Consider the following 20,910-nt stretch of genomic DNA (forward strand, 5'->3'; position numbering starts at 1 on the left):
CCGCGAAGGCCGGCGCCAGACCGTCGCCGGCCTTCCGCCACGTCTTCGGCGTCCGTCCGCCGCCGGTTGCGCGGAGCCTGTGTGTCCTGTTTCACATCCCGGACACGTCACCGCTCCCTGACCTAGGATGACTCCGATCTTCTCCAATCAGGGCGGAATACGGGGGAGGGAGAAGGATCCGTGATGTCGGGGGAGCCGAATCGTTCCGTCAGGTTCAACATCCTGGGATCGCTGGAGGGTTGGCACGGCGAGCAGCGACTGAAACTGGGCAGCCCCACGCAGGAGCGTGTGCTGGTCACCCTGCTGCTGGAACCGGGCCGGATGGTCCCGGTGTCCCGACTGGTGACCGCCGCCTGGGACGACGAGCCGCCGCAGACCGCCGCGCACCAGGTCCGCAAGGCGGTGGCGACACTGCGCAACCGGATCCCCCAGGGCTCCGAGCTGATCGTCACCGACGGCACCGGCTACCGGATCGTCCTGGACGAGGACCAGCTCGACCTGCACCTGTTCAACCTGCACGCGCGGCTCGCCCGGGAGGCGGTGGCCGCCGGGCGGATCGCCGAAGCGGCCGATGAACTGCGCGCCGCCCTCGACCTGTGGCGCGGGCCGATCCTCGCGGGCGCCGGCGGCCCGTTGATAGCCGCTGCCTCCGCCGCCCTGGAGGAGCGGCACATGGCGGTCGCCGAGCAGTACTACGGGCTGCGTCTCGAACTCGGCGAGGCAGCAGAACTCGTGGGCCCGTTACGCGAGTTGGTCACCTCGCACCCTCTGCGCGAGACCCTGCGGGGCCAGCTGATGCTCGCCTTGTACCGCTCGGGCCGGCAGGCGGAGGCCCTCGAGGAGTTCGGCCGGGTCCGTGACCTGCTCGTCGAGGAGCTCGGCATCGATCCGGGCGCCGAACTCACCCGGCTGTACGAGGCGATTCTGCGCGACAGCCCGGAAGTCGCCCCCCGGCCACCGCAGTCGGTGGCCCCCCGGGGGATTCCCGCGCCCGCCGCCCAGGACGACCTGCTGCCCAAGCTGGAGCAGCCGCCCCGCACCCTGCCGTACGACCTGCCGGACTTCACCGGGCGGGAGGCGGAACTGCAGCGGATCGTCGCCGCCGGCCGGACTCCGGCGCGGGGGGCCGCCCGCATCATCGGCATCGACGGCATGGGGGGCAGCGGCAAGACCGCGCTCGCCGTGCACGCCGCGCACCGGCTGGCCGAGGACTACCCGGACGGGCAACTCTTCGTCGATCTGCGGGGATTCAGCCCCGGGGAGAAGCCGCAGGAGGCCGGCGCGGTGATCGACTCCCTGCTGCGCAACCTCGGTGTGTCCGACGACCGGATGCCCGACGGGCTGGAGCGCCGGATCACCCTCTGGCTCAACATCTGCGCACAGCGCCGGCTGCTGCTGGTCTTCGACAACGCGGTGGACGCCGCCCAGGTCCGGCCGCTGCTGCCGGCCTCCGAGAGCTGTCTGGTGCTGATCACCAGCCGGATCCGCATGCTCGACCTCGACGGCGCCGAGTGGCTCTCCCTGGAGCTGCTCTCCGGGGACGACAGCGCCGCGCTGCTGGCCCGCACGCTCGGGCAGGAACGCACCGCCTCCGAGCCCGAAGCCGCGGCCCAGCTGGTCCAGCTCTGCGGAGGACTGCCGCTGGCCCTGCGGATCACCGCCGCTCGTCTGCGCAACAGGCCTCGCTGGACCATCCAGTACCTCGTGGACCGGCTCGCCGACGAGACCCGCCGCCTGCACGAACTCAGCGCGGGAGAACGCAGCGTGGAGGCCACGCTGCGGCTGTCGTACCAGGCGATGGAGGAAGACCGGCGCGCCGCCTTCCGGCTGCTGGCCGAGCATCCCGGCGGCGCCCTCGACGTGCACTCCGCCGCCGCGCTGCTCGGCGAGGGGGTGCGTGAGGCCGAGGACGCCCTGGAACACCTCCTCGACATCCATTTGCTGGAACAGCCGGAGATGGGCCTCTACAGCTTCCACGACCTGGTGCGCACCTACGCGATGGCGCTGGGCGGCGACGAGGACGCGTGCCGGCAGGCCGTTCAGCGCCTGGTGTCGTACTACGTCACGGCCAGCGAGGCCGCCTGTGACGTGCTCTTCCCGGGACGGGCCCGCTACGACGCCGGTGCCGGCCACCGGCCGTGGCAGCTGCCGCGGATGGGCACCAACGAGCAGGCGCTGCGCTGGTTCGGCCGTGAGTACGACGCGCTGCGCGCCGTGGTGGAGCGGGCGGGCGCCTATGGGCTGCACCGCGACGCGGTCGTCCTCACCCGCAATTTCATGTTCTACCTCAACCTGCGGGGCCATCACGAGGAGTTCCGGGCGATCAGCCAGCTGGCGGTCGCCTCCGCGCGGGTGCTCGGCGATCCGCTGCTGCTGCCGGTGAGCCTCGGCAACCTGGGGATAGCCCACTGGTGGCTCGGCGCCTTCCAGGACGGCATCGAGGTGACCGAGGAGGCGTTGCGCCTGGCCTCGACTGCCGAGCACCGGCCCACGGAGGCCTTCTGCCTCGATGTGCTGGGCCTCCTGCACAGCGCCCTGGGCAACTTCGAGCGGGCCTGCGCCTATCTCGAACAGGGCATCGCCCTGCACCGCGAGATCGGCGTCGCGCGCATGGAGGCGGAGGCGCTGGCCAACCTCAGTTCGGTGCTGACCTGGACCGGCCGGTACGCCGACGCCGTCCGGCACGCCGCCCGGGCGACCGAACTCAACCGGCGGCTCGGCGAGCGCGGCAATGAGATCACCTCGCTCACCTGGCTCGCGCTCGCCCACCGCGGACTCGGCGAGGACGAGCGGGCACGGGCCTGCCTGGCCCAGGCCCTCGAACTGTGCGACGAGACCCTCCAGCCCGGCAACGTGGCCTTCGTCCACGCGCACTGGGCGCAGCTGTGCCAGCGACTCGGCCAGGACCAGACCGCCGTCGAGTACGCGGACCACGCCTTGGAACTGGTCGCGGCCCGGGGCACGCCCCTGCGTCAGGCGGCGGTCGCCAATGTCGTGGCGTTGGTCCATCTGCGCCGGGGCGACCCGGGCCGGGCCATGGAACTGCACCGTCACGCCCACCGCCTGGCCTCGACCCTGGGCTACCGCATCGAGACGGCGCGGGCGCTGCGCGGAATGTCCGAGGCGGCCGAGGCCCTGGGCGATGACGAGGAGGCCCTGGCGCACCGCCGGGAGGCCGAGGAACTGTACGACGCGATGGGCGTGACGGAGGCGGGCCGCGCCATGTGACGGCCCGCCGTGCCGGGCTTGCGGAAGCTGGTGCAACCGGGTTGTCAGACCCCCGCGTTGCCCGGGCCGCGGTCGTCGGCCGGGACCGCCACGACGACGACCCCCGGGCCGCGGCCCTGCGCCATGACCGTCCGGGTCAGGATTCCGGGGCCGCGGCCCTCCGCCACGATCGTCGTGGGCACGATTCCGGGGCCGCGGTCGTCCGCCTGGGCATGCCGGGTGATGTGGTCCGTGGTGGTCGCGCCGAGGGTGAGGACCACCAGGCCCGTCACCGTCACCGCAGCCGCCCGCGTCCGCAGCATCATCGTGCGCATTCTCATCCCCCTGTGTCTTCGGTGATGTCCCGGCCCTCGGGACGTCACCGATGCTCGTGGGGAGCGTTCCCCGCGCCTTCCCGAGTCGTTCCCACGGGAGGGAAGGCGACGGGTAACGACTCGGTCGGTGAAAGCTGATCGGGGTCCGGCTGTGATGTGAAGAGCCACGGTCCTTGGAGGCGTCCCCTTTCGCTCAAGTCACGTGTCATCTAGGTATGTTCAGGTGATTACCTCTGGCGCGGGCCCGGAGGGCGAGGGGAAGCATGAACACGGCAAGGGTCATCGCGCGGCTCGACGAGGCTCGTGCAGCGGGTTCCAGAACGCGCGCCCGCATCTGCGACGAGACGGCCGCGGAGCTGCTGGCGGCAGGGATCACACCATTCTTCGAGATATCTTCTGCCGACCTTCGCACCGACCCCTACTTCATGTGTGCCGACCGCTATTGGCGTGGCCGCTTCCAGGAGCAGCCGACGGCCAGGACGGCCTTTGAGTGTGCGCGTTGGATGTCGGATCACGTGAGGGACGAGAGCTGGGGCGTCGTCGCCGAGCAGTGGGCACTCGGCAACGGGTTCCTCAACCGGGCCGGCATGGAGGCCGAGGATGCATTCGCGGAGGCGGTGCGAGAGATCGGGCCGGACACCGTGACGGAGCGCATCGCCTATTTCTTCACCCTGTTCCACGCAGGCAAATTGCGGGCGAACTTCTGCTTCGACGAGTTGCATGCCTTCCTGACATTTTCGCCCTCGTCCGTGGCTGCCGGTTCCCTCCGCAAGGAACCCGTCTTCGTGGCACTTCAGTCGTTCGCCGCGTTCGGGAGCAGGACGTTGACCGTCACGTACGCTTCCGAGCTGCTTGAGCAGGCCTGGTCCGCGGCAGGCCGGACCCGGCACACGACGGATGTCTGCCTCAACGGCATTGCGTTCGCCGCTCCCTTCGAGGGGCAGGGAGATCTCCTGCGCAGGTACGCGGAGGAGGCTGTCGAGGCCCATCCGGACGACCACATGTTCCATGCGAGGCTGGCCACGGGGCTGCACATGTGCAGCCGGCACGACGCGGCGCTGGAGAGCATCGACACCGCTCTCGCCCTGCTCGCCGCCAGTCCCACTGCCAGCCTCGACACTCTGCAGAACCAGTATCTGACGAAACGGGACGCGATCCAGGAAGGACGTCTACGGGCCCTGCGAGACGCTGAGCAGCGAATCCGCTGGGAACAACAGGCGGAGGCCAACGCACAATTGGAACGCTCCTTGCATACGTCCTCGGTCCGCGCCGTCGAAGTGGTCGCCGTCTTCACGGCTGCCATCGCCTTCGCCGTCGGATCCCTTCAGGTCACCCTCACCGGCAAACTCCCCCTGTCCGATCGCCTCTGGCTCCTGGCCGCACAAGGCGCAGGCCTGGCTCTCTTCGCCCTGCTGATAGTCGGCGGGACATGGCTGATCACCCGGACCCATCACCAGCAGGACCGCGGACCCCGGTGACGGACGCCCACCGCGCCGGATCGCGGCGGGCTCCCCTCACCTCTGGTGGGACGCGCCGTCGACGAAACGTCTGAGTGTGTCCAGGGCCAGCCGGTCCGTCGCCGCACTCCGGCCCGACAGGCGGTGGACGAGGATCCAGCCCTGGGGTGCCGCGCCCGCGAAGACCGAGGCGCTGCCCGTGGCGCCGTTGTGCCACAGCAGGCGTCCTGCTCTCTGCCAGGCCGGTGCGGGTTCGCCCAGCAGGCGGTCGACGAGCAGGCCCGTGACGAGGCGCGCGGTGGCTTCGGGTGTGGCCCACAGGCCGCCGGCGGGGAGGATTGCGCCGGTCATCGTCCAGGGCCGCTCCGGTCGTCCGAAGAGCCCCCGGCGGCACAGCCGCCTGCCGGGCGGCGGGTCGGCGGCGACGTCGGTGACACCGAGGGGGGCGAGGACATGCCGGTGGAGGAGTTCCTCGTACGGGGTGCCGGTGGCCGCTACCAGAGCGGCGCCCAGCAGGGCGTATCCGAGGTTCGAGTATTCCTCGGTGGTGCCCGCGGGAGCCGTGACCAGGGTGTCCAGCTGCCGTACGACCGCGTGAAGGGCTTGGGCGTCGAAGGCCGCGTAGGGGTCGCGGCCGCCGATTCCCGGGGGCAGCCGCGGCAGGCCCGAGGTGTGCTCGGCGAGATGGCGCAGGGTGATCGCGGTGCCCTCGGGCGCGGGCAGGAACGACTCCAGCCGGTCGTCGAGGCTCAGGGCGCCGCGGTCGGCCAAGGCGGTCAGGACGGTTGCGGTGAGCGTTTTGGTCAGGGACCCGATCTGCACGAACAGGTCCAGGCTGTGGCCGCCCCGTAACCGGGGCGGCTCGAAGCTGCTGAGTACGCAGGTGGGAACTTGGATCATGAGTCACCGTACCCGCGGGCATGCGGTGCCGTGTAGGTCGCTGCCCGGCGACGGACGCGTCGGGCGACCTGTTCGATGACGGGCGCGTGGAGGAGTTGTCATTACGCCTCGTCCAGACCTCGAAGCACCAGGTCAGCGGCTTGGCGCGGAGGTCCCGGCGCGGATGTGTGCCGACGGCCACAGCGAGCCGGGGAAACATGGGCTCATACTGAGCCATGACCAAGCCTGCGGCACCGAAGCGCCATCTGCCCACCAGCCCCTTCAAGGCCCCGGTCGCACCGGCCCCCAAGCACTTCGCCATGGGCGACCAAGTGACACACGACGTCTACGGCCTCGGCCGGGTGGTCGGCATCGAGGACGGGATCGCGGCGCTCGTCGATTTCGGCTCGACCCAGATGCGGATCTTGAGCCCGTACGCCAAGATGACCAAGCTGTAGCGCCGCCGTGCCCGGCCGCGGCACGCCAGGCCCCCTCGGGGACCTGTAACGAAAGGCAGACCTCTCATCGACCCGACGTCGCTGTTCTCCGCCCCGCTCGAAGGGCAACCCCGCCGTTCCACGGCACCGTCGCCGCCTCCGACGACGACCCCCTTCCAGGCCCCGGACTTCGGAGAAGACGAGATCCTCCGGCCCGAGGATGCGCAGGAGCCCGCCCCGGACCCGCGTGCGGCGCGGTCCAGGGCTGCCTGAGAAAGGCCAGGTCAAAACCTGCATACGCAGGAGGAAGGCCCTCCGTGGAGATCACGGAGGGCCTTCCTCGTGTGCGTCGCGTCCGGGCTACTTGCCGAAACTGACGGTGTTGTTGCAGCCCAGGCTCGAGCCGACGTTGGTGTTCTGCGTGGCGGGCTTGCCGTACGGGCCGAACGAGGCGGTCTCGCCCTGTACGTCGCTGTTCTCTTCGGTCACCGTGCACGTGGTGCTCTGGTTGACGCGGATCGTCTGGCTCTCACGGCCGTGGTGCTCGCGCGAGTGACCCTGTCCGTGTTTGCTCCCGTGCCCGTCCCCGTGGGCGTAAGCGGTGCCGGCGCCGAGGAAGCCGACGGTGCCGAGGAGGACTGCCACGACAACGGTCTTGCGAGGCTTGCGCATTTCTTCTCCGGGTGTTGAAGCGGACGCGAACGAGATCCGCCACGTCTTAAGGTGACTGGAGGTTAATGCGCAAATTTCCTATATCTGCTCGTCGGCACGCCGGATCGTCCGATCAACGAGGAAGGGCGTGGAACCCGGCTGCCGGCCCAAGTCCCCTGTGCCGTCAGGGGATCGCGGCGCCGAGGCGGGCCTGGACGCTCCGCGCGGAACCACCCGTGCGGCGGTGCCGGGAGCGTGAGGCGGCTTGGGCCGTTCGGCGCCTTGCGGCGAGGGGTGTTCGCGGCGGCGATGCTCGGCGTCCTCGGGGTGCCGTCGACGGCGTCCTGACCCCCGGTGTACTGGGCGGCTACGGCCGGTGAGGTTTACCGATCGGCTGCCAAAACCTCCCCAAGGTCGGGGAAATCGCCTAAATTGCTCGGGGCGGATGGATCCCCGAGCGGTGAGCGGAGGCGACAGTCGGGCGTGGTGAATGCCAGAGGCGCCGTGCGGCCCTTGGAGCGGCAGCGGATGCGGATGCGGCTGCTCGGCGCGGTGGACGAGGACCGGCGCGATGTCGAGGTGCTGCTGACCGCGCTCCAGCAGGCGGTGGCCGAGGCGCACGGCCTGGGCGGCATGGTGCATCTGCCGGGCGGCGGAATGAGCGGCGTTCTCTACCTGGTCGCCGACAGCGGGCTCCCCGAGTCGATGACCCGGCCCTGGCTGATCATCCCGGCCCGGGGCAAGGCGCCGCCCAGCAGGGCCGCCCGCGGTGACACCGTCGCCTGGCGGCCCGACCTGGCCCCGCCCGACCCGGTGCCCGGCCGGGACCCCGCCGCGCTGTGGCCTTCCGGGCTCCCCGCCGGCATCGGGCACCTGGCCGTCCCCGTTCCGGGCGTCGGCGGGCGGCGCGGCGCGCTCTCCGTGCTCTTCGCTCCGGGCACCGAGCCCGGCCCGGCGGAGCACGGGTTTCTGACCGAGGTGGCGGCCTGGATGTCCGGGAGGCTCAGATCGTCCGGGATCCTCAATCCGCCCTGCACCCTGCTGCGGGCCCTGCAGCACGGACCGGGGCCGCGGGACACTCCGGCGCAGGAGGTGGAAGGGGCGCCGGCCCTCACGTACACCTGGGACCTGCGCACGGGCGAGCTGACCGCCGGCGGGCCCGTCGAGGAGGTGCTGCCCGGCATCGATCCGGAGATCATGACCGGCGGTATCGAGGCGTGGGCGGCGCTGATCCACCCGGACGACCTGCCCGCGGCGGTGGCCGGCTTCGACACGGGTATCCAGGAGCGCGGCGGCTTCCAGCACGAGTACCGGATCCGACGCCAGGACGGCACATACGTCTGGATCGAGGCCCGGGCCCGGACGATCACGGACGAGGCGGGGGCGCCGGAGAAGGTGATCGGCACCATCCGGGACAGCAGCGAGACGCACACGGCCGCCGAGTCGGTGGGGCGGGCACTGCGGCACATGAGCGACGGCTTCGTCTCCCTGGACACGGACTGGCGCATCGACTTCCTCAACCAGGCCGCCGAGCGGCTCTTCGGCCCCGCGGGAGAGGTGGCCGGGACGCTGCTCTGGGACGTTCCCGCGGTGTGTGCCGTGCCGGGTCTCGAGCAGCGCTGCCGGGCCATCGCTGCCGAGGGCCGCCCGGCCGGCTTCGACGTGCCGTGGCCGGACGGGACGTCCTGGTACCACCTGCGGCTGGTGCCGGTGCCGGAAGGTCTCACCCTCTACATCACCGACACCACCGAGCGGCATCTGCGGGAGGTCGAGCGGGCCGCCGCGGAACGCGCGGCCGCGGAACGCGCGGCCCTGGTGCAGCGGATCACCCGCGAGCTGGCCGAGGCCGTCACCGCCCAGGACGTGATCGCGGCGGTGGCCGACTGTGTGATGACCCCGCTCGGCGCCACCGGACTGATCATGCTCGGCGTGGTCGACGACCGGCTGGCCGTGGTCGGCTCCCTGGGATATCCGCAGCACTTCACCCGGGTGCTGGAAGGACAGTGGACGGCACAGGACACCACGAACCCGGTGGGGGACGCCCTGCGTACCCGCACCCCCCTCCACATCGCCTCCCCGGAGGAGTTCCGCAAGCGCTATCCGGGGGCCGAGGCCCTGATCAGGGAGGGCGGCGAGCAGGCGTGGGCCTTTCTGCCGCTCGCGGTGTCGGGGCGCGGGATCGGCGCGGCGGTGATCTGCTTCGACCGGCCGCGAGCGCTGGACGACGACGAACGGACGCTGCTGACCGCGCTCAGCGGGCTGATCGCGCAGGCCCTGGAGCGGGCGGGGCTCTACGACGAGGCGACGACCCGGGCCCGTACCCTCCAGCGCAGCCTGCTGCCACAGGCGCTGCCCGAGCTGCCCGAGGTGACGGTGGCGGCGCGCTACCAGCCGGCCAAGCAGGGAGCCGACGTCGGTGGCGACTGGTACGACGTGATCCCGCTCTCCGCGGCCCGGGTGGCGCTCGTGATCGGCGACGTCATGGGCCACGGCATGGCCGAGGCCGCCACCATGGGCGGGCTGCGCACGGCCGTGCGCACCCTCTCGGAGCTGGAGCTGCCGCCCGACGAGATCCTCGGGCACCTCAACGACATCGTCGGTGAGCCCGGCACCGACGCCTTCGCCACCTGCCTGTACGGCATCTACGACCCGGTGACCCGGCAGCTGTCGTACGCCAGCGCCGGTCAGCCGCCCCCGGCGGTGGCCCGGCCCGACGGCACGGTCACCTTCCTGCCCATGACCCCGGACCCGCCGCTGGGTGTGGCCACTCCCCCGTTCGAGACGTTCGAGACCGAACTGCCCGCCGAGAGCCTGCTCGCCCTCTACAGCGACGGTCTGGTGGAGAGCAAGGACAGGGATGTCACCACCGGCATGAACCGCCTCGCCGAGCTGCTCCTCCAGTCCGTGGACGCCCAGGCTGGCGCACCGGCGGACGGGTCCGACCTGGACGGCCTGTGCGCGGCCATCACCTCCGCCCTGCTCCCCGCCCACCGTGCGCTGCCCGACGACGCCGCCCTGCTGCTGGCCCGCACCCACCCGCTGGGCGCGGAGAACGTCGCCGAGTGGCCGCTGCCGGAGGACCCGGTGGCGGCGGGCCGGGCCCGCGAGCTGGTCCGCGCCCAGCTCACCGACTGGGACCTGGCCGAGGAGGACCTGGTCATGACCACCGAGCTCCTGGTCAGCGAGCTGGTCGGGAACGTGATCCGGCACGCGTACGGTCCCATCCGGCTGCGCATGCTCCGCAGCCGCGCGCTGATCTGCGAGGTCTCCGACGCCAGCCTGACCACACCGCACATCCGGCACACCTCGGCCACCGACGAGGACGGCCGCGGACTGCAGCTCATCTCCGCCCTCTGCCGGCGCTGGGGCACCCGCCACACCCGTACCGGGAAGACCATCTGGACCGAACAGCCCCTGCCCGCCGACTCGGTCGACACCTGAGGCCGTGCGCCGGCGAGGTCAGGTCAGCGGGTCGAGGAACGTCAGTACGGAGGCGTCCTCCTCGATCAGCGGGGCGAGGGCCGCGTTGAAGGGAGCGCCGTACGGCTGCTTCAGATGCGTCTGGAAGGCGTCCTCGTCGCGGTACACCTCGAAGATCCAGAAGGCGCGCGGGCTGGAGGCCCTGGTGTAGGCGTCGAAGGCGAGGTTGCCTTCCTCCTCCCGGACCTTCTCGGCGTACTCCCGCAGCAGACGGGCGACTTCGCCCTCCGCTCCGTCGCGGGCGGTGAACTCGGCGAACAGGGTCTTGGTCACAGCGATCCCTCTCCTTGCGTTGTCGTGGGATGTCGGGGGGGTGTTCAGGGCTGGTTCAGCTCGCTCTGCCACGGCGGATTGGGGCCCGCGACCGCGCAGGTCAGGGCCGCGACCCGGGTGGCGAACGCACAGGCCTCGGCCACGGCGGCCAGGTCCAGGTCCGGGAGCCGGCCGCCGAGGAAGCCGCGGGCGCCGAGGTGGTGCAGCAGACCGGCCGTGAAGGAGTCCCCCGCCCCGACCGTGTCGACCACCCGCGTGGCCACCGCGGGGACCTGAATCCGTTCGCCGTCGAGGGAGGCCAGGGCCCCTTCGGCGCCGCGCGTGATCACGACGAGCCGCGCGCCGGCGGTGTGCCAGATGTCGCAGGCCTTCTCGGGGGACGTGTCCGGCAGCAGGAGCGCCAGGTCGTCCTCGCTCAGCCGCAGTACGTCGGCGAGGGCGCACCAGTGCTCCAGCCGGGAGCGGTAGACCTCGGGACGCACCAGCAGCGGCCGTACGTTGGGGTCGATGCTGATGGTGGTGCGGGGAGCGGCGGCCGCCAGGAAGTCCTCCACCACGGCGGCGCCGGGCTCGCGTACCAGCGCGAGGGAGCCGGTGTGCAGACAGGCCGTTCCGGACAGGTCCACCCTTGCCAGTTCCGGTGGGGTCCACTGCCAGTCGGCCGTGTTCTGGGCGTGGAAGGAGAAGGCGGCCTGCCCCAGGGCGTCCAGTTCCGCGACCGCCAGGGTGCTGGGTTCGGCGGCCTCGACGGCGTGGGACAGGTCCACTCCGGAGGCCTCCAGACGCTCCCGGAAGAGCCGGCCGAACACGTCACCGGAGAGCCGGGCGAGGAAGCGGGCCGGGGTGCCAAGGCGGGCCAGCGCCACGGCCGTGTTCGCAGGTCCACCGCCTGGCAGCACGCGCAGCGCGAGCTCGTGCGGGGCGCTCGCCGGTTCGGTGAAGGCGTCCGCGACGCACTCTCCCAGGACGGTGATCTGACGCGGGCTCATGGGCTGGCCTTCTTTCCGGCTGCTTTCCGGCTGGATTCCTGCTGCTGCGGACCTGCAGCGGGGGAACGTTGCCGATTTGTGACGAGTGCAAGGCATTGACGTTGCCGCGAGCCGGAGTCCATCATCCTCGCCAGGCGGTGTCAACGATGACATAAGTCAACGATGACACCGCGGGCAGTCCGCTCCGATCAGACCGCCGCTCGCCGTCCCGCATCCCGCAGGAGTCGTTCATGTCTCGCACCACTCGCCTGTCCCCCTCCCTCCTCAGGGCCGCCGCGGTCACGGGCGTCGCGGCCCTCGCTCTCACCGCCTGCGGATCCGGCTCCGGATCGAGCTCCAACAGCGCCGGCTCGGGCAGCATCAAGGTCGGTCTGATCACCAAGACCGACACCAACCCGTTCTTCGTGAAGATGAAGGAAGGCGCGGAGAAGGCCGCCAAGGCGGACGGCGCCCAGCTGATGACCGCCGCGGGCAAGTTCGACGGTGACAACGCCGGACAGGTCACCGCCATCGAGAACATGGTCGCCGCCGGGGTGAAGGGCATCCTGATCACCCCGAGCGACTCCAAGGCGATCGTGCCCGCGGTCCAGAAGGCCCGCGCCAAGGGTGTCCTGGTCATCGCCCTGGACACCCCGACCGAGCCGCAGAGCGCGGTCGACGCTCTCTTCGCCACCAACAACCTCGACGCGGGCAAGCTCATCGGTCAGTACGCGAAGGCCGCCATGAAGGGCAAGACGGCGAAGATAGCCACCCTCGACCTCGCGCCGGGCGTCTCCGTCGGCGTCCTGCGTCACAACGGTTTCCTGCAGGGCTTCGGCGCCACCGACAAGGACGTCGCCTGTGCCCAGGACACCGGCGGCGACCAGGCCAAGGGCCAGACCGCCATGGAGAACTGCCTCCAGAAGAACCCGGACATCAACCTCGTCTACACGATCAACGAGCCGGCCGCGCTGGGCGCGTACACCGCGCTGAAGGCCAAGGGCCGCGAGAAGGACGTCCTGATCGTCTCCGTCGACGGCGGCTGCACCGGCACCCAGGCGGTCAAGGACGGCAAGATCGCCGCGACCTCGCAGCAGTACCCGCTGAAGATGGCCGCGGAGGGCGTCAAGGCGGTCGTCACCTACGCCAAGAACGGCAAGAAGGCGTCCGGTTACACCGACACCGGCGTCAACCTGATCACCGACAAGGCGCAGGCAGGCGTCACGTCCAAGGACACCGCGTTCGGCCTGCAGAACTGCTGGGGCTGAGCCGCCCCAGGCCCGCGACAACTTCCCTTCCCCCTCAGCGGGGCGGCCGGCTCCTCCTCCCCGCCCGGGACGGCCGCCCCCTCGTCCTCAGTCCTCCTGCCAGGAACGTGCCGGGCGGACAACAAGGACTTCTGTCTTCCGACAAGGACTTCGCATGACTGCCACGACCACGCCCCCGGGCACGTCCTCGCCGTATGCCGACCTCAAAGCGCCGACCACGCTCCGCAGACTGCTCACGGCACCGACCACCGGTCCCCTGGTCGCGCTGCTCCTGGCCTGCGCCTTCTTCTCGATCTCGACCGACCAGTTCCTCACCGGCGGTAACTTCTCGCTGATCGTGCAGCAGGTCATGGTCGTGGGCACCCTCGCCATCGGCCAGACCCTGATCATCCTCACCGCGGGCATCGACCTGTCGTGCGGTGCGGTGATGGCCTTCGGCAGCATCATGATCGCCAAGATGGCTGCGGGCGGCACCCTGCCCCCGCTCGTCGCCATCGCGCTGGGCATCGCCGTATGCGCCGGATTCGGACTGCTCAACGGGTTGTTGGTGCAGAAGATCCCGCTGCCGCCGTTCATCGTCACGCTCGGCATGCTCAACGTGGCGTTCGCGCTGACCCACATCTACTCCAACGAGCAGACCATCACCAGCCTGCCCGGCCCGCTGACGGCTCTCGGGCAGACCTTCCCGCTCGGCCACACCGACATCACCTACGGCTCCCTGGTCACCATCGCCCTGTTCCTGCTGCTCGCCTACGCGCTGAGCAACACCAGTTGGGGCCGGCACGTCTACGCCCTGGGCAACAGCCAGGAAGCCGCACGCCTGAACGGCATCCGCACCTCCCGCCTGACCATCGGCATCTACGCGGTCGCGGGCCTGCTCTACGGCATCGCCGCCCTGCTGCTCATCTCCCGCACCGGAGTGGGCGACCCGCAGGCCGGGCAGACCGACAACCTCGACAGCATCACCGCGGTGGTGCTCGGCGGCACCAGCCTCTTCGGCGGACGCGGTTCGGTCCTGGGCACCTTCATCGGCGTGCTCATCGTCGGTGTGTTCCGCAACGGCCTGCAGCTGATGGGCGTCGCCTCCATCTACCAGACCCTGATCACCGGTGTGCTGGTGATCCTCGCGGTGACCGTCGACCAGATCTCCCGGAAGAAGGCCCGATGACCGCCACCTCCTCCCCCACGCCCGTGCTGCAGGCCCGCGGTCTGGTCAAGCGCTACGGCCATGTCACCGCCATCGACGGCGCGGACTTCGACCTGCTGCCCGGCGAGGTGCTCGCCGTCATCGGCGACAACGGCGCCGGCAAGACCAGCCTGATCAAGGCGCTCACCGGCGCGCTGGTCCCCGACGCGGGCGAGATACGCCTCAACGGAAAGCCCATCACCTTCTCCGGTCCGCAGAGCGCCCGCGCCCACGGCATCGAGACCGTCTATCAGGACCTGGCCGTGGCCGCCTCCATGGACATCGCCTCGAACATGTTCCTCGGGCGCGAGCTGCGCCGTCCCGGTGTCCTCGGCAGTGTCTTCCGCATGCTCGACAAGAAGCGCATGCGCGAGGAGGCCTCCGAGCACATGGCCGACCTGAAGATCGGCCTGCGTTCGCTCACGCAGTCGGTGGAGACCCTCTCCGGCGGACAGCGGCAGGCCGTCGCGGTCGCCCGGTCCGTCGCCTGGGCCGGCAGCGTCGTCGTCATGGACGAACCGACCGCCGCCCTCGGCGTCAAGGAGTCGGGGCAGGTCCTGGACCTGATCCGGCGCGTCCGCGACAAGGGCCTGCCGGTGGTTCTGATCAGCCACAACATGCCGCATGTCTTCGAGATCGCCGACCGGATCCACGTGCACCGGCTGGGCAAGCGGGCTGCGGTGATCAAGCCGTCCGACTACTCCATGGCGGAGGTCGTCGCCATCATGACCGGCGCGCTCACCGTCGATGCGGCCGGAGGTACCGTCGTAGCGGATTCCGAGGCCGCGAAGGCGGCAGGAGTTCAGGCCAACTGACCACACGACCCAGCTCCCGCATGTTCCGGCCGAGGCCGCGGCCGGAAACCGGGAGCTGACAGGAGACGTTCTCCATGGCTGCGAGCCGCCGTCCCACCCTGGCCGACGTCGCCCGGGAAGTAGGTGTCAGTGCCAAGACGGTTTCCCGGGTCCTCAACGAGGACGGCCCGGTCTCGCCCCGGACCAGGGAACAGGTCCTCGCCGCCGTCGCCGAACTCGGCTTCCAGCCGAACCTCATGGCCCGCAACATCCGCGTCGGCGGACCGGACACCACCATCGGCCTGGTCATCCCCGACCTCGCCAACCCCTTCTTCGGAGCCGTGGCCCGCGCCATCGAGGACACCGTCGGCGAACGCGGGCTGACGCTGCTCATGGGGTCCTCCGCGGACGACCCCGACCGGGAACGGGCCCTGACGGACAAGTTCCTGGCCCGGCGCGTCAGCATCCTGATGATCGTGCCGTCCGTGGGCGCCGACCACTCCCACCTCAAGAGCCACCGCGCGGCAGGGCTGCCCGTGGTCTTCCTCGACCGTCCGGGAGTCGGACTGTCCACGGACAGCATCGTCAGCTCCAACCGTGCGGGCACCCATGACGGGGTCGCCCATCTGATCGCCCACGGCCACCGCCGTATCGGCTTCATCGGCGACCTGCCCGTGAAGCTGTACACCCGCCGCGAGCGTCTGGCCGGATACCGTACGGCCCTCCAGGACGCCGATCTCGTCCACGACCGCTCGCTGGTCACCAACGCCCACGACCAGCCGGCGGCCGCCGCCGCGACCGCCCAGCTGCTCGCCCTGCCCGATCCGCCCACGGCGCTGTTCGCCGGCAACAACATGGTCGCGCTCGGCATGGTCGCCGAACTCGCCCGCAGCAAGCGGAAGGATGTCGCCGTCGTCGCGTTCGACGACGTACCGCTCGCCGAGGCGCTCGAACCGGCCCTGACCGTGGTGGCCCAGGACCCGGAGGAGATCGGACGGGCGGCCGCGGCGACGGCGCTGGCGCGGCTGGACGGTGATCGGTCGCGGGCGCGGACGATAACCGTGCCGACGCGGTTGATCGTCCGGGGCTCCGGCGAGCGGTCTGCACCTGCGGTGCGGGACGCTTGACCGCTGGGTCTGCGGGTGTGGCTGTTTTTCGTCTGCGGCGCCGTTGTGGCTGGTCGCGCCCACGCGGCGGCGCCGCAAATCGACACAGCCCCGCGCCCCTGAAGGGGCGCTGCCGAACCGTAGCGACCTTCGCGCAGCCCGCTCAGACGCCGTGGCCTTCACAACAGCCGTCCCTGCGCATCAGGCGCCCCAGCTCCAGCCAGTCCTCCTCCGCCGCCTTCGCGTGCCCGGTGGTCGGTTCGAAAGCAGCGACCAACTCCTCAGTCTCGTATGCCACCCCGCCCCGGAACACCGACACCGTACGGACAAGGGTGGTGAAGTCCGTGAACGGGTCGCCGTCGATGACCGTCAGGTCGGCCAGCTTGCCCTTTTCGACCGTGCCCAGGTCGCCGTCCATGCCGAACAGGCGGGCGGGGAGGGCCGTGGCGGTGCGCAGGGCCTGGGCCGGGGTGAGGCCGCCGCGGTGCAGGGCGCGCAGGCCGAGGTGGAGGGAGAGGCCGACCGGGACGAGCGGCTGGTCCGTGCCGAGGGCGACCAGGCCGCCGGCGGCGAGGATGCGGCGGTAGATGTCGGTCTCCGTGCGGAGGGTGGCGAGTTGGGCCTCAGTGGGCGGGGCGCCCGCCGACTGGCGGACGGCGGCCGCGTCCCACGGGGGCATCACCACCGTGACCCGCGGGTCGTCGGCGAGGGCGGGGTCGGCGCCGAGGAGGGGTGCGGAGGTGAAGGGGGTGGCGATCACGGAGAAGCGCACTCCGCTCGCGGTGTAGATCTCCTCCACGTCCTGGTACGCGTGCCCCTTTGCCGTGATCGCGTGCCCGAACTCGGCGCGCTGCGTGGCCTGCAGATGGGTCGTCAGGTCCTGGCCGAGTTGTACGCCCGGTGAGAGCAGATGGCCTCCGGTGCGTACGCCGAGGCGTTCGTGGGCGAAGCGGGCGGCCTCCTCCATGACCCAGCCGGGTGCCCTGACATACGTCTTGACGAAGTCCCAGTCCAGGTCGGCGCCCCGTTGCAGGGAGCGGCGCAGACCCTCCCGGGTCCGGTGGGCGCGGCCCATGCTGTACGCGACGCGGGCCCCGTCGAGGAGTTCGCCGGTGGTGAGCAGCCGTGGCCCGGCGAGTTGTCCGGTGGCCACCGCCTCGCGGATGCGGGCCTGCTCGTACGCGAAGCCGCCGAGGGAGACGGTCGTGGTGATGCCGTAGGTGAGCTGGCCGGCGGTCTGGCGGCCGCCGTAGGTGGTCTGCCAGGGGTGGGTGTGGGTGTCCCACAGGCCGGGGATCACGGTGCGCGCGGAGGCGTCGACGCGGCGGAGGGCGGCCGTCCGCCCGGACGACCGGTGGGGTTCGACCGCGGTGATGCGTCCGGCCCGTACGACGATGTCGGCGTCGTCGAGGGTCGTCTCGCCCGTGCCGTCCCACAGACGTCCGGCGTGCACCACCACGTCCGCGGGGGTGGGTCTGGGGGCGTCGAGGGGGACGCGGACGGTGCGGGCGGGACCGCCGTCGACCGCGATCAGCCGTAGCCGGTTGCCGGACAGGTACAGCAGCGTCGTCGAGTCACCGGACCAGGACGGGTGGTCGGCCGGTTCGGTGGTGAGGGTGCGCAGCTCGCCGGCCGGGGTGCAGTCGGGGTCGACGGGCAGCAGACAGAGCGCCGATTCGACGATCACCGCCATCCAACGGCCGTCGGGCGACCAGACGGGCCCGGAGTCGTACCGGTCGGAGATGGAGGTGTGGGGCGCGACGGCGTGCAGCCGGTCGGTGCCCGTGGTGGTGTCGACGATCCGGATGAGGTTGTAGCCCTCCCGGAAGCGGGAGTTGAGGCGGTTGCGGTCGCAGAGGGCGAGGTGGCGGCCGTCCGGCGACCAGCTGGGGCGGCCGGGCAGTCCGCCGCCGCCGAGGGGGGTGGCGAGGACGCGTTCCTCGCCGGAGGCCAGGTCCCGGACGAGGAGCCGGCCGGTCAGGTCGAGGCAGGCGAGCCGCTGCCCGTCCGGGGAGAGCGCGGGGTGGACCCGGCCGCCGGTCGCGAGCGCGGTCTCCTCGCCGGTGGCGAGATCGTGACGGTACACACCGAGGAGGCCGTCGCGGTCGTCGGCGTAGAGGAGCGACCGGCCGTCGGGAGCCCAGGCGGGCGCGAGCAGATAACGGGTGCGGGACGCGGTGTGCAGTCGCCGGGGCGGGCGGCCGCCCGAACTGCCCGCCAGCCAGAGCGAGTTGAGGGCGGCGAACGCGATCTGCCGGCCGTCGGGCGACAGCGCGGGCAGATGGATCCCGCGCACCGGCCGGGCCCGGCCCGGCTCCCCCAGGTCGTACTCCTTGGTCCGGTACCGCGGCCGCCGCACGGGGAGCGTCCCCTCGAAGGGGATGGTCCGCGGCTGCTGCGGCTTCTCCGGTCGTACGAGGGTGAAGGCGCCGTCGAGCGTCAGCAGCAGCTCTCCCGCCGCCGTCCAGCGCGGGGGCACCGGAGCGATGTCCCCCGGCACGGGGACGGGGTGACCGTCCACGACCAGGGTGCAGGAGCCGTTCGGGGCGGCCGTGGTGCGCAGGTGGGCCAGTCGGCCGTCGGGGGCCAGGGCCGGGGTCATGACCTGCGCGGCCTCGGTCTCGGTGTGGCGTACGACGACCGGTCCGGTGCCGTCGGCGGGGACGGCGGCGATCGTACGGGCCTCCAGGCCGGTGCCCAGCGGTGTGGCGACGGGCTTCGCGCGGACGAAGAGGATGCGGGTGCCGTCCGGTGACCAGGTGGGGTCGAAGTCCTCCCACGGGCCGTCCTGGAGGGGGCCGTCCTGGCCGGTCAGGCCGGTGACGCGGGTGATACGGCCGGTGCGCAGCTCAAGGACGTGGATGCGGTACGGACTGCCGCTCGCGGCGCTTTCGGGGTCGCCGCCGCGCTCGGAGGCGAAGGCGAGCCGGGTGCCGTCGGGCGACCAGGCCGGGCCGCGGTCGTCCCAGGGGCCGTCGGTGCGGCGGCGCAGACCGGATCCGTCGGGGCGCATGGTCCAGAGGTGGAAGCCGCCGCCCCGGTAGGCGCAGAAGGCGACGAGGGTGCCGTCCGGGGAGTGGATGGGCCGACCCGGTTCGACGTCGGCCGGGGTCAGGGGCTCGGCCTTGCCGCCCGCGCGGGGCAGCGACCAGAGGGTGCCCTGCACCTCGGCGATCAGGCGGTCACCGGCCGGGGCGAGGGTGGCCGAGCCGTTGGTGGCCCGGGTGAAGGACAGGGAGGGGGTGCCGGTGCGGGGGCGTACCGGCGGCGCGGTCGTGCCGATGAGCGGCAACGCGCCTGCGGCGGCGAGGAGTTGACGGCGGGTCGGACGAAAGGAGGAGGCGGCGGAGGTCTCGGAGGTCCGGTCACAGTCCATGGCAGCAACACTGCTGCACCGGCAGCCTCGGGCTCAACGCTGTCCCCGGCCATCACTCTGTCGTGTCCCCGGCGCGCGGCCATGGTCGCGTGTCAGCGCGGTGCGTCTCGGCAATTGGGGTGCGTGGTTGCGCACCATGGACGGGTTCACGTACAACGGCGTACGCCCTGAGCGATCTGGCAGGGGGACTCGGCAGGACGAGCGGTTCGCCGACTTGCGGCGGATCGTCGATGCCCAACTCCATGGTCGACAACCGCTTTAGGAGTTCGATCGTGGCTCGGTTCTGCTGCGAAGCTGCGCGGTCGCGTCGGTCGAGCCCGACCGTGATTGATTCCTGGTGTGCGGGGCCGTTGATGTCACTCGTGGAGGTCAGGTTGGGCTAGCGCTTCTTGCGTATCTTGCGCTTCTTCTCCTTGGCTTCCTTCTCCTTGCGCTGGGCCACGCCGTAGGCAGACCAGGGCCCTTGATGGACCGGGCATCGGGAGGCACCCGTCACCACCCGACCGCCTGCCTTCATCGGCGGGGTCTGCTGCAAGTTTGGGTGACAGGTTCGGTCACGCGGCCTGGAGGGCCGGCGTGGTCATGACGGTCTCGAATTCGACGGGGGTCAGCCGGCCGAGCGAGGCTTGTCTGCGGCGTCGGTGATAGGTCCGTTCGATCCAGGTCACGATCGCGATCCGCAGTTCCTGGCGGGTGGCCCACGATCGGCGGTCGAGAACGTTCTTCTGGAGGAGGCTGAAGAAGGACTCCATGGCCGCGTTGTCGCCTGCCGCCCCGACTCTTCCTATCGATCCGGTCATCCGGTGGCGGTCGAGTGACCGGACGAATTTCCTTGACCGGAACTGCGACCCGCGATCGCTGTGCAGAATGCACCCGGCAACGTGTCCACGCCGGGCAACAGCGTTGTCCAGGGCAGCCACGGCCAGGCGGGACTTCATCCGCGCGTCGATGGAGTAGCCCACGATCCTCTTGCTGAAGACGTCCTTGATGGCACAGAGATACAACTTCCCTTCGCCGGTGGCGTGTTCGGTGATGTCGGCGAGCCACAGCCTGTTGGGGCCACCCGCGGTGAAGTCACGGCGGACCAGGTCGTCGTGCACCGGCGGACCGGCCTTCTTGGTCCTGCCGCGTCTTTTCCCGAACACGCTCCACCAGTGGTTGTCCCGGCAGATCCGCCATGCGGTCCGGTCGGCCATGACCGCCCCGGCGTCGCGGACTTCGTCGGCCAGGAATCGGTAGCCGAATTCCGGGTCCTCGCAATGGGCGTCGAACAGGGCGTTCGCGCGGTAGGCCTCCTCCAGCACGGCGTTGGCCACCGGCTTGTCGAGCCAGCGGTAGTAGGGCTGTCTGGCGAGCTTGAGGACCCGGCACGTGACCGTGACGGGCACCCCGCCGGCGGCCAGCTCTCTCACGAGCGGGTAGATCCTTTTCCCGGCAGGTGCGCCTGCGAGAGATAAGCCGCGGCCCGGCGCAGGACCTCGTTCTCCTGCTCC

14 protein-coding genes and 1 pseudogene are annotated in these 20,910 nt (G+C 71.1%); 8 read left to right on the plus strand and 7 right to left on the minus strand.

Features of this window, described 5'->3' with window-relative positions:
- Positions 1–183 precede the first annotated feature (183 nt).
- Positions 184–3,228 carry an AfsR/SARP family transcriptional regulator gene (locus ABT254_RS24970; protein ID WP_351474066.1) on the plus strand — a complete coding sequence of 1,015 codons (3,045 nt, stop codon included), beginning with the start codon at positions 184–186 and terminating at the stop codon, positions 3,226–3,228.
- 44 nt (positions 3,229–3,272) lie between these two features.
- On the opposite strand, the gene ABT254_RS24975 is transcribed toward ABT254_RS24970, so the two are convergent.
- Positions 3,273–3,542, minus strand: a complete 270-nt coding sequence (locus tag ABT254_RS24975) for a hypothetical protein (protein ID WP_351474068.1) — start codon at positions 3,540–3,542, stop codon at positions 3,273–3,275.
- A gap of 263 nt (positions 3,543–3,805) precedes the next feature.
- Here ABT254_RS24975 and ABT254_RS24980 point away from each other — a divergent pair, with 263 nt between their 5' ends.
- The gene (locus ABT254_RS24980) at positions 3,806–5,020 is read left to right on the plus strand and encodes a hypothetical protein (protein WP_351474070.1); all 1,215 of its coding nucleotides are present in this window, start codon (positions 3,806–3,808) and stop codon (positions 5,018–5,020) included.
- A 36-nt stretch (positions 5,021–5,056) separates the two neighbouring features.
- Here the strand turns inward: ABT254_RS24980 and ABT254_RS24985 are convergent, their stop codons facing one another.
- A complete protein-coding gene (locus ABT254_RS24985; RefSeq protein ID WP_351474073.1) occupies positions 5,057–5,899 on the minus strand; it encodes a serine hydrolase domain-containing protein in 843 nt (280 codons plus the stop codon).
- Positions 5,900–6,114: 215 nt separating this feature from the next.
- On the opposite strand from ABT254_RS24985, the gene ABT254_RS24990 reads away from it, so the two are divergent.
- Complete coding sequence (locus ABT254_RS24990; RefSeq protein ID WP_351474075.1) at positions 6,115–6,336, plus strand: hypothetical protein; 222 nt, start codon at positions 6,115–6,117, stop codon at positions 6,334–6,336.
- Positions 6,337–6,675: 339 nt separating this feature from the next.
- On the opposite strand, the gene ABT254_RS24995 is transcribed toward ABT254_RS24990, so the two are convergent.
- On the minus strand, positions 6,676–6,987 hold the full coding sequence (locus tag ABT254_RS24995) for a hypothetical protein (protein WP_351474078.1): 312 nt from the start codon (positions 6,985–6,987) through the stop codon (positions 6,676–6,678).
- A gap of 462 nt (positions 6,988–7,449) precedes the next feature.
- On the opposite strand from ABT254_RS24995, the gene ABT254_RS25000 reads away from it, so the two are divergent.
- The gene (locus tag ABT254_RS25000) at positions 7,450–10,407 is read left to right on the plus strand and encodes a SpoIIE family protein phosphatase (protein ID WP_351474081.1); all 2,958 of its coding nucleotides are present in this window, start codon (positions 7,450–7,452) and stop codon (positions 10,405–10,407) included.
- Positions 10,408–10,425: 18 nt separating this feature from the next.
- Here the strand turns inward: ABT254_RS25000 and ABT254_RS25005 are convergent, their stop codons facing one another.
- Both ABT254_RS25005 and ABT254_RS25010 read right to left on the minus strand, forming a co-directional pair.
- A complete protein-coding gene (locus ABT254_RS25005) occupies positions 10,426–10,719 on the minus strand; it encodes a putative quinol monooxygenase (protein ID WP_351474084.1) in 294 nt (97 codons plus the stop codon).
- A gap of 44 nt (positions 10,720–10,763) precedes the next feature.
- Complete coding sequence (locus tag ABT254_RS25010) at positions 10,764–11,708, minus strand: carbohydrate kinase family protein (RefSeq protein WP_351474087.1); 945 nt, start codon at positions 11,706–11,708, stop codon at positions 10,764–10,766.
- Between the two features lie 230 nt (positions 11,709–11,938).
- Between ABT254_RS25010 and ABT254_RS25015 the strand changes: the two genes are divergently transcribed.
- The 4 genes from ABT254_RS25015 (at position 11,939) to ABT254_RS25030 (ending at position 16,062) form a co-directional block, all read left to right on the plus strand.
- Complete coding sequence (locus ABT254_RS25015) at positions 11,939–12,955, plus strand: sugar ABC transporter substrate-binding protein (protein ID WP_351474089.1); 1,017 nt, start codon at positions 11,939–11,941, stop codon at positions 12,953–12,955.
- A 154-nt stretch (positions 12,956–13,109) separates the two neighbouring features.
- Positions 13,110–14,123 carry an ABC transporter permease gene (locus ABT254_RS25020; RefSeq protein ID WP_351474091.1) on the plus strand — a complete coding sequence of 338 codons (1,014 nt, stop codon included), beginning with the start codon at positions 13,110–13,112 and terminating at the stop codon, positions 14,121–14,123.
- Positions 14,120–14,956: an ATP-binding cassette domain-containing protein gene (locus tag ABT254_RS25025; protein WP_351474094.1), complete on the plus strand. Its 837-nt coding sequence runs from the start codon at positions 14,120–14,122 to the stop codon at positions 14,954–14,956. The genes ABT254_RS25020 and ABT254_RS25025 overlap by 4 nt, the downstream gene beginning before the upstream one ends.
- Positions 14,957–15,030: 74 nt before the next feature.
- Positions 15,031–16,062 (plus strand): LacI family DNA-binding transcriptional regulator, encoded by a 1,032-nt coding sequence (locus ABT254_RS25030; RefSeq protein ID WP_351474097.1) that lies wholly within the window; start codon positions 15,031–15,033, stop codon positions 16,060–16,062.
- A 142-nt stretch (positions 16,063–16,204) separates the two neighbouring features.
- Here the strand turns inward: ABT254_RS25030 and ABT254_RS25035 are convergent, their stop codons facing one another.
- Both ABT254_RS25035 and ABT254_RS25040 read right to left on the minus strand, forming a co-directional pair.
- The gene (locus tag ABT254_RS25035) at positions 16,205–19,417 is read right to left on the minus strand and encodes an amidohydrolase family protein (RefSeq protein WP_351474100.1); all 3,213 of its coding nucleotides are present in this window, start codon (positions 19,415–19,417) and stop codon (positions 16,205–16,207) included.
- A 554-nt stretch (positions 19,418–19,971) separates the two neighbouring features.
- Positions 19,972–20,910 (minus strand): annotated as a pseudogene (locus ABT254_RS25040) (IS3 family transposase); the annotation flags it as partial.

This window comes from Streptomyces sp. NPDC001137, from assembly GCF_040298885.1.
Classification (GTDB): domain Bacteria; phylum Actinomycetota; class Actinomycetes; order Streptomycetales; family Streptomycetaceae; genus Streptomyces.